The organism is Pseudomonas sp. AP3_22 TE3818 (assembly GCF_053628995.1).
On sequence record NZ_JBRJHL010000001.1, the window covers coordinates 661,299 to 675,639 of the forward strand.

The window sequence follows — 14,341 nt, forward strand, 5'->3', positions numbered from 1 at the left end:
CCTGGGCCGGGGGTTTTGTGATCACTCGTCGAGGAAGGAGCGTAGATGCTCGCTTCTCGTCGGGTGGCGCAGCTTGCGCAACGCCTTGGCTTCGATCTGACGAATCCGCTCACGGGTCACGTCAAACTGCTTACCAACCTCTTCGAGGGTGTGGTCGGTATTCATGTCGATACCGAAGCGCATGCGCAGTACCTTGGCTTCACGGGCAGTGAGGCCGGACAGCACTTCGCGAGTCGCTTCTTTGAGACTCTCAACGGTTGCAACATCGATTGGCGACTGCATGGTCGAGTCTTCGATGAAGTCACCCAGATGGGAGTCTTCGTCATCACCGATCGGGGTTTCCATGGAGATCGGCTCTTTAGCGATCTTCAATACCTTGCGGATCTTGTCCTCAGGCATTTCCATGCGTTCGCCCAGCTCTTCCGGGGTCGGTTCGCGACCCATTTCCTGCAGCATCTGCCGGGAAATGCGGTTGAGCTTGTTGATCGTCTCGATCATGTGCACCGGAATACGGATGGTGCGGGCCTGGTCGGCGATCGAGCGAGTGATCGCCTGACGGATCCACCAGGTGGCATAAGTCGAGAACTTGTAGCCGCGACGGTATTCGAACTTGTCTACCGCTTTCATCAAGCCGATGTTGCCTTCCTGGATCAAATCGAGGAACTGCAGGCCACGGTTGGTGTACTTCTTGGCGATCGAGATCACCAGACGCAAGTTGGCTTCAACCATCTCTTTCTTCGCGCGGCGGGCCTTGGCCTCACCGATCGACATGCGACGGTTGATGTCCTTGATCTCGGCGATGGTCAAACCGGTTTCGGTTTCCAGCGCGGTCAGCTTCTGCTGGCAACGGACGATGTCCGGCTGCAGACGACCAATGGCTTCAGCGTATTTGCTTTTGCCTTTGGCCAGGGCGTCACTCCAGCTTTCGTCGACTTCGTTGCCCGGGAACTGGCGCAGGAAGTCTGCACGCGGCATGCGCGCATCACGAACGCAGAGCTGCATGATTGCACGCTCTTGCTGACGCAGGCGATCCAGGGCACTGCGAACACGCTCGACCAGGGCTTCGAATTGCTTCGGTACCAGTTTGATCGGCATGAACAGGTCGGCCAGAGCCAGCAACTCGGCAATCGCTGCCTTGTTGTGACGACCGTGCTTTTTCAGCGCCTTGCGGGTAATTTCCATCTGATCGGCCACAGCGCCAAAACGCTGGGCGGCGATGATCGGATCCGGACCGCTTTCGGCTTCTTCCTCGTCATCCGAGGCTTCACCGTCTTCGTCGTCGGCGTCGTCATCCGCCTTGACGGCTTTCGCGTCAATCGGTGGCGGCACTTCTGCCGCAGGCGGCGCGATGCCGTCGTCCGGGTCGATATAACCGCTCAGGACGTCGGACAGGCGGCCACCTTCGGTGGTGACGCGGGTGTACTCGGAGAGAATATGATCAACCGTGCCAGGGAAGTGCGCGATGGCGCTCATCACCTCACGGATGCCCTCTTCAATACGCTTGGCGATTTCAATTTCGCCTTCACGTGTGAGGAGCTCCACCGTACCCATTTCGCGCATGTACATGCGCACCGGGTCGGTAGTGCGACCAATGTCGGTCTCGACCGCAGCCAACGCTGCAGCGGCCTCTTCGGCTGCGGCTTCGTCGGTATCGGCGTCGGCCAGCATAAGGGAATCCTTATCTGGCGCAACCTCGAATACGTTGATCCCCATGTCATTGATCATGCGGATGATGTCTTCCACCTGTTCCGGATCTGAAATATCCTCCGGCAGGTGGTCGTTGACCTCCGCGTAAGTCAGGTAGCCCTGCTCACGACCAAGTGTGATCAACTCTTTGATACGAGACTGCTGTTGCGCTTTTCCGGACATAACACCCTATCCACTGAAGGTCTTGGCGGGCAAAAAACAAGCCGAGGATTATACCTGAGCTATGACCTCACGCGCCAGTTGAGGTCGGGTTTGATGCGGAAACATTGCGACTTAAAAGGTCGCGCAGTTGGTTTTTCTCTTCGGTGCTCAATTCACTTTGACGTGCTTTTCGAAGAAGTTGTTCCAGGTTTCGCTCGCGTTGGCGGGCTGACAAGCTAGTAATGGTGTCGAAAAACTGTTGTTCAAGGTTGTCTCCATCAATCAGCCATTCCTTTTCCGCCAGGGCCTTGAGCAAACGACCCTGCTCTGTGCCGTGCCAGCGGGCAATCAGCTGAATTGAGTTTAGCTTGGGATTCTTCTGCACGGCTTCGAGCAGCGCCACCAGCAATTGTGTGTTGGTGTGATCCTCGGCGGCGAAATGCCCGGCATCCTCGACTTTCTCGGCCAGTTGCGGGTGATGCAGCAGCGTGCGCAAGGCGGCGAGGGTCGGCGGCTCTACGGCGGCGGGCACCCGTGGCGCGCGGGGTTGATCGCGATCACCGCCCCGTTTGCCATTCTTGTCCCACGGTTTCTTGTCCCATTTCTTGCCTCCTGCACCGGGCTTCTTTGGCGTCCATTCCTGCTGCGGCACATACATGTCCTGTGCCTGCGGCTGATGATAGTCGCTGTAGTCGGGCATCGCGTCGTAATCGATGCCCGGGTCGTAGGCCGGCGGCGCTTCCTGCGGGGGGCTTTGTGCCAGCTGGCTCACCGCTTCGCCGCTCAGGCCAGTGATTTCGCTCAGGCGCTGACGCATCAGGGTGCGCAGGTTGGCGCCCGGGACTTTGTCGATCAGCGGTGCGGCGAGCGTGGCCATGTGGGCCTTGCCCTCGAGCGAGCGCGGGTCGGCTTCTTCCGTCAATTGTTGGAAGAAGTAATCGGCCAGAGGTTGGGCATGCTGGTTGATCCGTGCGCGGAAGGCGTCGGTGCCTTCGGAGCGGACCAGGGTGTCCGGGTCCTCGCCCTCGGGCAGGAACAGAAAACGTGCACGACGACCGTCCTGCAAGCTCGACAGTGTTGCCTCCAGTGCCCGCCACGCCGCATTGCGACCGGCCTGATCGCCGTCGAAGCAGAACAGCACGCTGGGCACGACACGAAACAGTCGCTTGAGGTGCTCTTCGCTGGTGGCGGTACCCAGGGTCGCGACGGCATTGCGCAGGCCTTGCTGGGCCAGGGCGATGACGTCCATGTAACCCTCGACGACGATGATCTCGTCGAGGTTGCGGTTGGTCTTGCGCGCTTCGTACAGGCCGTAGAGTTCCTGGCCCTTATGGAACACCGGGGTTTCCGGGGAGTTCAGGTACTTCGGCTTGTCGTCGCCCAATACCCGGCCGCCAAAGGCGATGACGCGACCGCGGCTGTCGCGGATCGGGAACATCACTCGGTCGCGGAAGCGGTCGTAACGTTTGCCGCTTTCGGCGTTTTCGATCAGCAGGCCGGCATCGATCATGGCTTTTTGTTGCAGGGTATCGCTGCTCAAATGCTTGAACAGGTTGTCCCAGCCAGGCGGTGCAAAGCCCAGACCGAAGTCCCGGGCGATTTCGCCGGTCAGCCCGCGACCTTTCAGGTAATCCACGGCGGCCTTGCGCGATGGATGGCTTTTCAAGGCCTGGCGATAAAAGTCGGCAGCAGCGCTGAGCAGCGGATACAGCGGCGAATCGGTCGGCTGCCGCGGCTTGTGCGGGCGGCCGCTTTCTTCGCGGGGGATTTCCATGCCGGCGGCTTTGGCCAGCTCTTCGACCGCCTGGACGAAATCCAGGTTGTCGTGGTCCATGATGAAGCCGAGGGCGTTGCCGCCAGCGCCGCAGCCGAAGCAGTAATAGAACTGCTTGTCGGGGCTGACGCTGAACGAGGGCGTCTTTTCCTTGTGGAACGGGCAGCAGGCGGTGTGGTTCTTGCCGGCCTTTTTCAATTGCAGGCGCGAGCTGACCACATCGACGATGTCGGTGCGGTTCAGAAGGTCGTCAATGAAGCTCTGGGGAATTAACCCGGCCATGGCGTTCTCGTCATCTGCGCTGAAAGGAGCCCGAAACGTACGGCGACCGAACGCGGGCATTGATTGAGGCGCGCAAAGTGTGCGGCTCGACCAGTGTCGTCTGCGTAATCGCTGTCGGGAAGTGTATCTGCCGAAAATCCACTGACGTTAATGCCAATCAGTATCCGACTGTTTGAATGTGTTGCGCTGAATCCGCTGCGGCCAAACACAGGCCTCGGATAGCTCATCATTCGGCACGCAGGCAGGTGCCTTGGGCTGATCGTCGTGAGAGGAATCAGTGGGTGTGCTCGTCAGTAGCCTTGAAAGGCTCGTCAGAAAAGACGTGCACCGCTGGCAAAAGAGCCAGGTCTGACGCGGTGAAGCAGATTTGTCTCGGTCGCGTCTGCGGCTTCGACAGTGAAGCATCAAGCGTTTTACGCAAATGCCATAAGCCCGGCTGAGGGCCGGGCTTGGCAGAAGCTTGCTACGGTCGTCTGTGTATTAGTACAGACGAACGGCGCGGCGCTGTTCGCGCTGAACTTTCTTGGCGTGACGCTTAACAGCAGCAGCTGCTTTGCGCTTACGCTCAGAAGTTGGCTTCTCGTAAAATTCGCGGCTACGAACTTCAGCCAGTACACCGGCTTTTTCGCAGGAGCGCTTGAAACGACGCAGAGCTACGTCGAAGGGTTCGTTCTCTTTTACTTTGACGGCTGGCATCCAGAGCTACCTTCATTCATTACCGGGGTCAACATCCTCGCGGCAAAAGAGCACTTGAAGACGTCGGTTTTTAAGGGTTGCGGATGTTAACCCCTCATCGCTCGGAATGCAAAGCCTCTGATCGAAAACCGCTGGTCGGGGCATCCCGCGACGACTATTATGCGCGCCTTCGAATTCAGCCTAAACAAGGCGCAAACCCATGCTAGTACTGGGATTAGAAACCTCCTGCGACGAAACCGGCGTCGCATTGTATGACAGTGAACGCGGGCTGTTGGCCGACGCGCTTTTCAGTCAGATCGACCTGCACCGCGCCTATGGTGGCGTGGTGCCGGAGCTGGCCTCGCGCGATCACGTCAAACGCATGCTGCCCTTGATTCGTCAGGTGTTGGCCGAGGCCGACTGCGTGCCGACCGAGATCGACGCCATCGCCTATACCGCGGGTCCTGGCCTGGTCGGTGCCTTGCTGGTGGGGGCTTCCTGCGCCCAGGCGCTGGCCTTTGCCTGGGGCATTCCGGCCCTCGGCGTACACCACATGGAAGGCCACTTGCTGGCACCGATGCTGGAGTCGCAACCGCCGGAATTCCCGTTCGTCGCTTTGTTGGTCTCAGGTGGTCATACGCAGCTGGTTCAGGTCGACGGAATTGGTCAGTACACGCTCTTGGGCGAGACCCTGGATGATGCTGCCGGCGAAGCTTTCGACAAGACGGCCAAGATGATGGGCCTCAATTATCCGGGCGGACCGGAGATCGCTCGCCTTGCAGAGCAGGGTGTTGCAGGGCGTTTCGTCTTCCCGCGTCCGATGTGCGACCGCCCGGGCCTGGATTTCAGCTTCAGTGGCCTGAAAACCTTTGCGTTGAATACCTGGCAACAATGCGTCAGTGCCGGGGACGACGGCGAGCAAGCCCGATGCGACATCGCGCTGGCGTTCCAGCAGGCCGTGGTGGAGACTTTGACCATCAAGTGCAAGCGTGCCCTTAAAGCCGCGGGCATGAAGCGCCTGGTGATCGCCGGGGGCGTCAGTGCCAACAAGGCGTTGCGCACTTCTCTGGAGAAAATGCTCGGCGATATGAAGGGCGATGTGTTTTATGCCCGTCCGCAGTTCTGTACCGATAACGGCGCGATGATCGCTTTTGCCGGCTGCCAGCGCTTGCAGGCCGGTCAGCAGGAAAGCCTGGCGATCAGCGTGCAGGCACGCTGGCCGATGGAGCAGTTGTCGGCGTTGTGATAGCGGTGCTCATGTCCGACTGCTAGAAATGCCGTTCGCGCCCGGCAAACAGGTCGCGTAGATTGCCGCGATGGCGCCAGACGATCAGCCCGGTGAGCGTGCTCATGGGCAGCAGGGCCGCCGGTTCTTGCCAGGCCAGCAAAGGCAGGGTCAGCGGCGTGGCGATCAGGGCGGCCAGGGAGCTGGTGCGGGTCAGGTAGAACGTCAAGAGCCAGGCGCAGACCGCCAGAAGGGCGGCGGGCGGGTATAGCCCCAACAACATGCCGGCAGCGGTGGCGACACCCTTGCCGCCGCGAAAGCGGAAGTACAGCGGAAACAGGTGACCGATGACGGCATAGACGCCGATCCAGGCTTGTTCCTGCTGCGAAAGGCCCGCAAGACGCGCTATCAGTACCGGCAGCAGGCCTTTGCAAAGGTCGCCGAGCAGGGTCAGGATGGCGAGTTTCTTGCCGGCCAGGCGCAGCATGTTGGTGGCGCCGGCATTGCCCGAGCCACTCATTCGCGGATCGGGGTTACCGGTCAGGCGGCTGAGCAAAATGGCAAAGGACAGAGAGCCGAGCAGGTAGGCGAGGATCGCCAATAACCAAAACATGCTAACTATTCCGGGCGAGGAAGCCCTGATTCTAACGGCGCATTGCGCCCTTGTCGTGTAGCGGAGAGAAGTGCTTGGACAGAGTGTTTATCGAGGGCCTGGAAGTCGACACGGTGATTGGTGCCTACGACTGGGAACGAGGCATCCGACAGTGCCTGCGTCTTGACCTGAGCTTCGCCTGGGATAATCGCCCGGCCGCAGCCGGTGATGACCTGACCCTGGCGCTCGACTACGCCAGTGTTTCCTCGCGCATCCAGGCGTTTGCCGAGCAGGCGCAATACCAGCTGGTCGAGACCTTTGCCGAGCGTCTGGTTGAAGTGCTGATGAGCGAATTCAAGATCACCTGGGTGCGTCTGAAGCTGACCAAGCCCGGCGCGGTCCCGGCTGCCACTGGTGGTGTGGGCGTGGAGATCGAGCGCGGATGTCGCTGACTCAGGTGTACCTCGGGCTCGGTAGCAATATCGAGCGTGAAACCCATTTGCGGGCGGGGCTCGATGCATTGGCGGCGTTCCTTGTCGATATCCGCTGTTCGGCAGTGTTCGAAAGCCAGCCGGTGGGCATCAAGAGCGGGCCGTTCTTCAATTTCGTGGTATCGGCGTATACCGATCTGCCGCTGATGGAGCTTGATCGTCGCCTGAAGTTCATTGAGGCGGATAACGGTCGTTACGCACCGGATCGCCGAGGTTTGCCGCTGGATATCGACGTGTTGTTGTTCGGCGACCTGGTGGGAAACTTCGATGGCTTGATCTTGCCGCGGGCAGAAATCCTGAAAAATGCGTTCGTTCTGTGGCCGTTGTCGTTGATCGCGCCGGATCGCGTGCACCCCGGTGTCGGTAAAAGTTTCGCCAGGTTGTGGGCCGAATCGCAGATTGATCAGGTGTTGGCGCCGGTGGCATTTGAGTGGCGTGGGGAGCAATTGACCCCGTCCGGTTTCCTTTAAAGCAAAAGATCGCAGCCTTCGGCAGCTCCACAGGGAATCGCATATTCCTGTGTAGGAGCTGCCGAAGGCTGCGATCTTTTGCTCATCAGGTATTTTCTTTGTAAGCCTTCAACGCCTTGAGCCGCTCCCGTTTGATCGCCTCACCCAGCTCCGGCCCCTTGAACCCTTTCTCCAGCAACGGCTGAACCGCAACGGTTCGCGCCGCGGTCGCCGCGCCGCGCAGATAATCCGCCTGTGGATAACTTCTCTGCTCCAGCCCCTCGCGTCCGCGTGCATCCATCTCGCATGCCGCGATGAACTCCTCGAACCGTTGTGGCCGACGGTAAACGTCGAAGCTTTGCAACAATTCCAGCAATGTCGAGGGCTTCAGCTCAAGGGCCCGATGCCCATGGGTGTGGTACTCGCCCACCAGCATTGCCAGTTCCTGGCAGTCTCTCGGCGCCTTGAAGCGTTCGTTGACCGCTTTGATCAGGTTCAGGCCCTTGAACTCGTGGGCAATGTGCCGCGGCCATTCCTCCTCTGGCGTCAGGCCCTTGCCCAGGTCGTGCAGCAGGCAGGCCCAGCGCACGGTCAGCGGCTGTTTGTGCAGTGCTGCTTGCTGCAACACGCTCAGGGTATGTGCGCCCGTATCGATTTCCGGGTGATGGGCCGGGGGCTGCGGGACGCCGAACAGTGCGTCGACCTCCGGCATCAGTACCTTGAGTGCGCCACATGCGCGCAACACTTCGATAAACACCTGTGGCTGATCTTCCATCAGGGCGCGGGAGATTTCCTTCCAGCTGCGTTCGGGAGTCAGCGCCTCAAGCTCGCCTGACTCGCTGAGTTGACGCATCAGTTCCAGGGTTTCAGGGGCGACGGTAAAGCCCAGCGCGGCATATCGCGCGGCAAAGCGGGCGACGCGCAGGACCCTGAGTGGATCCTCGGCAAACGCCGGGGAAACATGGCGCAGCAGGCGAGCTTCGAGATCGCGCTGGCCGTGGTAGGGGTCGGTCAGGTTCTGCTGATCGTCTTCGGCCATGGCGTTGATGGTCAGGTCGCGACGGATCAGGTCTTCTTCAAGGGTGACTTCAGGGCTTGCGTGAAAAGTGAACCCGCCGTAACCGCGCCCGCTTTTGCGCTCGGTGCGGGCGAGGGCGTATTCCTCACCGCTTTTGGGATGAAGGAACACCGGGAAATCCGCGCCCACCGGGCGAAAGCCCTTGGCGAGCATTTCTTCGGTGGTGGCGCCGACCACGACCCAGTCGATATCGGTGACCGGTTTGCCCAGCAGGCGATCACGTACTGCACCACCGACTTTATAAATACGCATAAAAAACCTCCGTTAGCTCGACAGGATAACCCTTGCATCGAGCTTTCGGAGGCGCAAAGCGGATCAAAGATGGATGACAGCCAGGTCCAGTCGACCGTAATCACCTTCGCTGTGCTCGTTTCGGGGCGGCACATGGTGGGTTTTCATCACGGTGTCCCCTTGCAGGGTTTCCAGGTGAATGTCGAAGCCCCAGAGGCGGTGCAGGTGTTTGAGCACTTCTTCGGTCGAGTCGCCCAGCGGTTTGCGGTCGTGTTGCTGGTGACGCAGGGTCAGGGAGCGGTCACCCCGGCGGTCGATGCTGTAGATCTGCACGTTGGGCTCGCGATTGCCCAGGTTGTACTGCGCGGCCAGGGTTTCGCGGATGATACGGTAGCCACCTTCGTCGTGAATGGCGGGCACTAGCAGGTCGTCCTTCTGGTCGTCATCGAGAATGCTGAACAGCTTCAGGTCACGGATCACCTTGGGTGAGAGGTACTGCAGGATGAAGCTCTCATCCTTGAAGCTGCTCATGGCGAACTTGATGGCTGCCAACCAGTCGGTACCGGCGATGTCCGGGAACCAACGGCGATCTTCTTCCGTGGGCTCTTCGCACATGCGACGGATGTCGCGGTACATGGCAAACCCCAGGGCGTAGGGGTTGATGCCGCTGTAGTAGGGGCTGTCAAAGCCCGGCTGGAACACCACGCTGGTGTGGGACGTCAGGAATTCCATCATGAAGCCGTCGGTGACCAGGCCCTCGTCGTACAGATCGTTCATCAAGGTGTAGTGCCAGAACGTGGCCCAACCTTCGTTCATCACCTGAGTCTGGCGCTGTGGATAAAAGTACTGGGCGATCTTGCGCACGATGCGCACGATTTCCCGCTGCCATGGCTCCAGCAGCGGCGCATGTTTTTCGATGAAGTACAGGATGTTTTCCTGAGGTTCGGCGGGGAAGCGCGCGTTGTCCTTGTCGCTGTACTTGTCCGCGCCCTTGGGAATGGTTCGCCACAGATCGTTGATCTGTTTCTGCAAATGTTCCTCCCGGTCCTTTTGCCGGCGGCGCTCTTCTTCCGCGGAAATCGGATAGGGGCGCTTGTAGCGGTCGACGCCATAGTTCATCAGCGCATGGCAGGAGTCGAGCAGGTCCTCGACCGCGTCGATGCCGTGGCGTTCCTCGCATTGCATGATGTACTGCTTGGCAAACACCAGGTAATCGATGATCGAGCTGGCGTCGGTCCAGGTGCGGAACAGGTAATTGCCTTTGAAAAAGCTGTTGTGCCCGTAGCAGGCATGGGCCACCACCAGCGCCTGCATGCAGATGGTGTTTTCTTCCATCAGGTAGGCGATGCACGGGTCGGAGTTGATCACGATCTCGTACGCCAGGCCCATCTGGCCGCGGGTGTAGGATTTTTCAGTGCTGAGGAAGTGCTTGCCGTAGGACCAGTGGTGATAACCCAGAGGCATGCCGACGGAGGCGTAGGCATCCATCATCTGTTCGGCGGTGATCACTTCGATCTGGTTCGGGTACGTATCGAGGGCGTAACCCGCCGCAATGCGACTGATTTCGCGGTCGTACGCCTGGATCAGCTCGAACGTCCATTCGGAGCCGGTGGAAATGGGTTGGCGCTTCTGCTCTTTGGCGGTCATGTCACTAACCTGCGCTGGAAGAGTTCACGGAAGACCGGATAGATATCCCCGGCCGAGACCAGTTGTTGCTGGGCAAACGTGTCGGAAAAGGCTTCGGCAATGCGCTCGTATTCGAACCAAAGGGCCTGGTGTTCGCGCGGGGTGATCTCAACGTAAGTGTAGTACTGCACGAATGGCATGATCTGGTTGATCAGTATGTCGCGGCAGATCGGGGAGTCGTCGTTCCAGTTGTCGCCATCGGAGGCCTGGGCGGCGTAGATGTTCCACTCGTTACTCGGGTAGCGTTCGGCCATGATCTCCTGCATCAGTTTCAGGGCGCTGGAGACGATGGTGCCGCCGGTTTCCCGGGAGTAGAAAAACTCTTCTTCATCCACTTCGCGGGCACTGGTGTGATGGCGGATGAACACGACGTCGATCTTGTCGTAGTTACGCTTGAGGAACAGGTACAGCAGGATAAAGAAGCGCTTGGCGATGTCCTTGGTCGCCTGGGTCATCGAGCCGGACACGTCCATCAGGCAGAACATCACGGCCTTGGAACTGGGGTTGGGTTGCTTGATGAGCAGGTTGTACTTGAGGTCGAACGTGTCGAGAAACGGCACGCGGTGAATGCGCGCGCTGAGTTTTTCGATTTCAGCTTCGATTTCCTGAATATCGCCGAAGTTGTCTGGTTCTTCCTGCTTGAGTCGCAGAAGTTCTTCCTTGGCCTCACGCAGTTTTGCCCGGCTGCTGCCGGACAGGGCGATGCGGCGGGCGTGAGCTGAGCGCAGGGTGCGGATGATGTTGATCCGCGACGGGTTGCCCTCGTTGCTGATCCCGGCCCGCACGGTCTTGAAGGTGTCGGTGCCGGTCAGGTTGCGTTTGACCAGGTTGGGCAGTTCGAGATCCTCGAACATGAATTCGAGGAATTCTTCCTGGGTGATCTGGAAGACGAATTCGTCCATCCCTTCGCCGGAATTGCCGGCCTTGCCGGGGCCTCGACCGCCACCGCCTCCCGGTGGTCGGGCGATATGTTCGCCACTGGTGAACTCCTTGTTGCCCGGGTGCACGACCGTCTGCTTGCCACCGCGCCCGTGGTGAAGCACCGGCTCGTCGATGTCGCGGCCGGGAATGCTGATTTGTTCGCCGTGTTCCATATCGGTAATGGAGCGCCGGCTGACCGCCTCTTCGACAGCCTTTTTAATGTGATCACGGTAGCGCCGCAGAAACCGCTGGCGGTTCACCGTGCTCTTGTTCTTGCCATTGAGACGTCGGTCGATCACATAGCTCATGACTGCTCCTTAGAAGCTGTCCTGAAAGGGGCGAGCGGTGATACAGCATCGAACCGAGAGCCGAGGGATGTTGAACGCTCCCCCAAGCGCCTTGGATGCTGCCTGAACTCGCTACCGACTTTCGAACACCTTCCAGAGGCCTGTGTAACAGAAAAAGCGCACACAGGTCTCTGGCTGACGACAACCGGTCTGACCGGCAGCGGGTTATTGTGATTTTCTGACCCGCAGGTACCACTCGGACAGCAGTCGTACCTGTTTGTCGGTGTAGCCCCGCTCGACCATCCGTGTGACGAAGTCGTTGTGTTTTTGCTGGTCCTCTTTGCTGGCCTTGGCGTTGAAACTGATGACCGGTAGCAGGTCCTCGGTGTTGGAGAACATTTTCTTCTCGATGACCACCCGCAGTTTTTCGTAGCTGAGCCAGGTCGGGTTCTTGCCGTTGTTATTGGCCCGGGCCCGTAGGACGAAGTTGACGATTTCGTTGCGGAAATCCTTCGGATTGCTGATGCCGGCCGGTTTTTCGATTTTCTCCAGTTCTTCGTTCAGGGCTACGCGGTTGAGGATTTCGCCGGTTTCCGGGTCGCGGTATTCCTGGTCCTGGATCCAGAAGTCGGCGTACAACACGTAGCGATCGAAGATGTTCTGGCCGTACTCGCTGTAGGACTCGAGGTAGGCAGTCTGGATCTCCTTGCCGATGAATTCGATGTAGCGCGGTGCCAGGTACTCCTTGAGGAAGCGCAGATAGCGTTCGCGGGTCTCGGCCTGGAACTGTTCCTGTTCGATCTGTTGTTCCAGCACATAGAGCAGATGTACCGGGTTGGCGGCAATTTCGTGCGGATCGAAGTTGAACACCTTCGACAGGATCTTGAACGCGAAGCGGGTCGACAGACCGTTCATGCCTTCGTCGACGCCGGCGTTGTCGCGGTATTCCTGGATCGACTTGGCTTTCGGGTCGGTGTCCTTGAGGTTCTCGCCGTCGTACACGCGCATCTTCGAATAGATGTTGGAGTTTTCCGGCTCTTTAAGGCGCGAGAGCACGGTGAACTGGGCCAGCATCTTCAGGGTATCCGGCGCGCAATGCGCCTTGGCCAGCGAACTGTTGAACAGCAGCTTGTCGTAGATCTTCACTTCGTCACTGACCCGCAGGCAGTACGGCACTTTGACGATGTAGATCCGGTCGATGAAAGCTTCGTTGTTCTTGTTGTTGCGGAAGGTGTGCCACTCCGATTCGTTGGAGTGCGCCAGCAGGATCCCGGTGAACGGAATCGCGCCAAGGCCTTCGGTACTGTTGTAGTTGCCTTCCTGTGTGGCGGTCAGCAACGGGTGCAGCACCTTGATCGGCGCCTTGAACATTTCGACGAATTCCATCAGGCCCTGGTTGGCCCGGCACAGGGCGCCCGAGTAGCTGTAGGCGTCGGCGTCGTTCTGCGGGAACTCCTCCAGTTTACGGATATCGACCTTGCCCACCAGTGCCGAAATGTCCTGGTTGTTTTCGTCACCAGGTTCGGTCTTGGCCACGGCGATCTGGTTGAGGATCGACGGGTAGAGCTTCACCACGCGGAACTGACTGATGTCGCCACCGAATTCGGCCAGGCGCTTGGTCGCCCATGGCGACATGATGGTGTTGAGGTAGCGCCGTGGAATGCCGAAGTCTTCCTCGAGGATCGCTCCATCTTCAGTGGAGTTGAACAGACCCAGGGGCGACTCGAAAACCGGCGAGCCCTTGATCGCGTAGAAGGGCACTTTTTCCATCAGCTGCTTGAGCTTCTCGGCCAGGGACGATTTACCGCCACCGACAGGGCCGAGCAGGTACAGGATCTGTTTCTTCTCTTCCAGGCCTTGAGCGGCGTGGCGAAAATACGACACGATCTGGTCGATGCATTCTTCCATCCCATGGAAGTCTTCAAAGGCCGGATAGCGGCGTATGACCTTGTTGGAGAAGATGCGCGAAAGCCTCGAGTTGGTCGAGGTGTCGAGCAGTTCCGGTTCACCGATGGCCAGCAGTAGACGCTCGGCGGCGGAAACGTAGGCGCTGCGGTCTTTTTTGCACAGCTCAAGATACTCTTGCAGTGAGAGTTCTTCCTGGCGTGTGGACTCGAAGCGTTGTTGGAAGTGGCTAAAGATACTCATGACGTCACCTCGCTCGATACGTGGAGCCGACGCCGGATCACTCAGTCGATGCTGGCAGCAACCGAACAGGCGATTGCTGTTTACCCCCCAGAACTCTCCCGGAGCTGACGACTCCGAAAGCTACTCCCGATGACCCGTGCGCCGGTGTACCGGCTCTCCCCTGTTTTGGATGGCCTGGGCTTAAGGATAGTTGGGAATTCGGGAGGTAAAGGCGAGATACGTAATTAGTTGTGGCAGACCGTTCGTCTGCCACCGCGCTAGCCCGCGGGAGTCGGGGCCTGCAACGTTACAAAAAAATTATTCGGCAGTGCCTTGCGCCGTTTCCGCCGGATAGGTCGTACGCCACAACTCGAATCCGCCATCCATGCTGTAGACGTCGGAGAAGCCCTGGCTGATCAGGTAGGCGGCCGCACCCTGGCTGGAATTGCCGTGATAGCAGACCACCACGGTCGGCGCATCGAGGTCGGCGCCCTGGATGAAAGCGTGCAGGGAATGATTGTCCAGATGCTTCGAGCCTGCGATATGCAGGGCGGCAAAAGTGGCCGGGTCGCGGACGTCGACCACCACTGCGCCTTGTTCGCGCAGGGCCTGGGCCTGTTCCGGGGGGATACGTTTGAATTCGCTCATGGCGGGCTCCTGTGGCTCGGCAGAATG

At 59.2% G+C, this 14,341-nt stretch carries 12 protein-coding genes; 3 read left to right on the forward strand and 9 right to left on the reverse strand.

Annotation, left to right across the window (positions count from 1 at the left end; all coding sequences use genetic code 11):
* Window positions 1-21: 21 nt before the first annotated feature.
* The 3 genes from rpoD to rpsU form a co-directional block, all read right to left on the reverse strand.
* A complete protein-coding gene (gene rpoD, locus AB7M25_RS03115; protein ID WP_104450007.1) occupies window positions 22-1,869 on the reverse strand; it encodes an RNA polymerase sigma factor RpoD in 1,848 nt (615 codons plus the stop codon).
* Between the two features lie 67 nt (window positions 1,870-1,936).
* The gene (gene dnaG, locus AB7M25_RS03120) at window positions 1,937-3,904 is read right to left on the reverse strand and encodes a DNA primase (RefSeq protein ID WP_429386667.1); all 1,968 of its coding nucleotides are present in this window, start codon (window positions 3,902-3,904) and stop codon (window positions 1,937-1,939) included.
* A 480-nt stretch (window positions 3,905-4,384) separates the two neighbouring features.
* Window positions 4,385-4,600, reverse strand: a complete 216-nt coding sequence (gene rpsU / locus AB7M25_RS03125; protein ID WP_002551877.1) for a 30S ribosomal protein S21 — start codon at window positions 4,598-4,600, stop codon at window positions 4,385-4,387.
* A gap of 199 nt (window positions 4,601-4,799) precedes the next feature.
* Between rpsU and tsaD the strand changes: the two genes are divergently transcribed.
* A complete protein-coding gene (gene tsaD / locus AB7M25_RS03130; RefSeq protein ID WP_429517741.1) occupies window positions 4,800-5,825 on the forward strand; it encodes a tRNA (adenosine(37)-N6)-threonylcarbamoyltransferase complex transferase subunit TsaD in 1,026 nt (341 codons plus the stop codon).
* Between the two features lie 22 nt (window positions 5,826-5,847).
* Here tsaD and plsY read toward each other — a convergent pair whose 3' ends face one another.
* Entirely contained in the window at window positions 5,848-6,417 is a 570-nt protein-coding gene (gene plsY / locus AB7M25_RS03135; protein WP_007993197.1) for a glycerol-3-phosphate 1-O-acyltransferase PlsY, read from the reverse strand.
* 74 nt (window positions 6,418-6,491) lie between these two features.
* Here plsY and folB point away from each other — a divergent pair, with 74 nt between their 5' ends.
* Entirely contained in the window at window positions 6,492-6,848 is a 357-nt protein-coding gene (folB, locus tag AB7M25_RS03140; protein WP_007980224.1) for a dihydroneopterin aldolase, read from the forward strand.
* The gene (gene folK, locus AB7M25_RS03145) at window positions 6,839-7,357 is read left to right on the forward strand and encodes a 2-amino-4-hydroxy-6-hydroxymethyldihydropteridine diphosphokinase (RefSeq protein WP_429386670.1); all 519 of its coding nucleotides are present in this window, start codon (window positions 6,839-6,841) and stop codon (window positions 7,355-7,357) included. Before folB ends, folK begins: the two co-directional genes overlap by 10 nt.
* An 85-nt stretch (window positions 7,358-7,442) precedes the next feature.
* Here folK and AB7M25_RS03150 read toward each other — a convergent pair whose 3' ends face one another.
* From AB7M25_RS03150 to glpE, 5 genes are all read right to left on the reverse strand, one after another.
* Window positions 7,443-8,666: a multifunctional CCA addition/repair protein gene (locus AB7M25_RS03150; RefSeq protein WP_429517740.1), complete on the reverse strand. Its 1,224-nt coding sequence runs from the start codon at window positions 8,664-8,666 to the stop codon at window positions 7,443-7,445.
* Between the two features lie 63 nt (window positions 8,667-8,729).
* The gene (locus tag AB7M25_RS03155) at window positions 8,730-10,292 is read right to left on the reverse strand and encodes a SpoVR family protein (protein ID WP_007980219.1); all 1,563 of its coding nucleotides are present in this window, start codon (window positions 10,290-10,292) and stop codon (window positions 8,730-8,732) included.
* Window positions 10,289-11,560: a YeaH/YhbH family protein gene (locus tag AB7M25_RS03160; RefSeq protein WP_007980218.1), complete on the reverse strand. Its 1,272-nt coding sequence runs from the start codon at window positions 11,558-11,560 to the stop codon at window positions 10,289-10,291. Before AB7M25_RS03160 ends, AB7M25_RS03155 begins: the two co-directional genes overlap by 4 nt.
* A 204-nt stretch (window positions 11,561-11,764) precedes the next feature.
* Entirely contained in the window at window positions 11,765-13,687 is a 1,923-nt protein-coding gene (locus AB7M25_RS03165; protein WP_007980217.1) for a PrkA family serine protein kinase, read from the reverse strand.
* Window positions 13,688-13,984: 297 nt separating this feature from the next.
* Window positions 13,985-14,314, reverse strand: a complete 330-nt coding sequence (gene glpE / locus AB7M25_RS03170) for a thiosulfate sulfurtransferase GlpE (protein ID WP_104450002.1) — start codon at window positions 14,312-14,314, stop codon at window positions 13,985-13,987.
* Window positions 14,315-14,341: the final 27 nt, after the last annotated feature.

Excerpts from the sequence above, each read along its gene's own strand:
- AB7M25_RS03160 (WP_007980218.1), bottom strand. The coding sequence starts at position 11,560 with ATGAGCTATGTGATCGACCGACGTCTCAATGGCAAGAACAAGAGCACG.
- tsaD (WP_429517741.1), top strand. The coding sequence starts at position 4,800 with ATGCTAGTACTGGGATTAGAAACCTCCTGCGACGAAACCGGCGTCGCA.
- rpoD (WP_104450007.1), bottom strand. The coding sequence starts at position 1,869 with ATGTCCGGAAAAGCGCAACAGCAGTCTCGTATCAAAGAGTTGATCACA.
- folK (WP_429386670.1), top strand. The coding sequence starts at position 6,839 with ATGTCGCTGACTCAGGTGTACCTCGGGCTCGGTAGCAATATCGAGCGT.
- AB7M25_RS03150 (WP_429517740.1), bottom strand. The coding sequence starts at position 8,666 with ATGCGTATTTATAAAGTCGGTGGTGCAGTACGTGATCGCCTGCTGGGC.
- rpsU (WP_002551877.1), bottom strand. The coding sequence starts at position 4,600 with ATGCCAGCCGTCAAAGTAAAAGAGAACGAACCCTTCGACGTAGCTCTG.
- AB7M25_RS03165 (WP_007980217.1), bottom strand. The coding sequence starts at position 13,687 with ATGAGTATCTTTAGCCACTTCCAACAACGCTTCGAGTCCACACGCCAG.
- dnaG (WP_429386667.1), bottom strand. The coding sequence starts at position 3,904 with ATGGCCGGGTTAATTCCCCAGAGCTTCATTGACGACCTTCTGAACCGC.
- AB7M25_RS03155 (WP_007980219.1), bottom strand. The coding sequence starts at position 10,292 with ATGACCGCCAAAGAGCAGAAGCGCCAACCCATTTCCACCGGCTCCGAA.
- plsY (WP_007993197.1), bottom strand. The coding sequence starts at position 6,417 with ATGTTTTGGTTATTGGCGATCCTCGCCTACCTGCTCGGCTCTCTGTCC.
- glpE (WP_104450002.1), bottom strand. The coding sequence starts at position 14,314 with ATGAGCGAATTCAAACGTATCCCCCCGGAACAGGCCCAGGCCCTGCGC.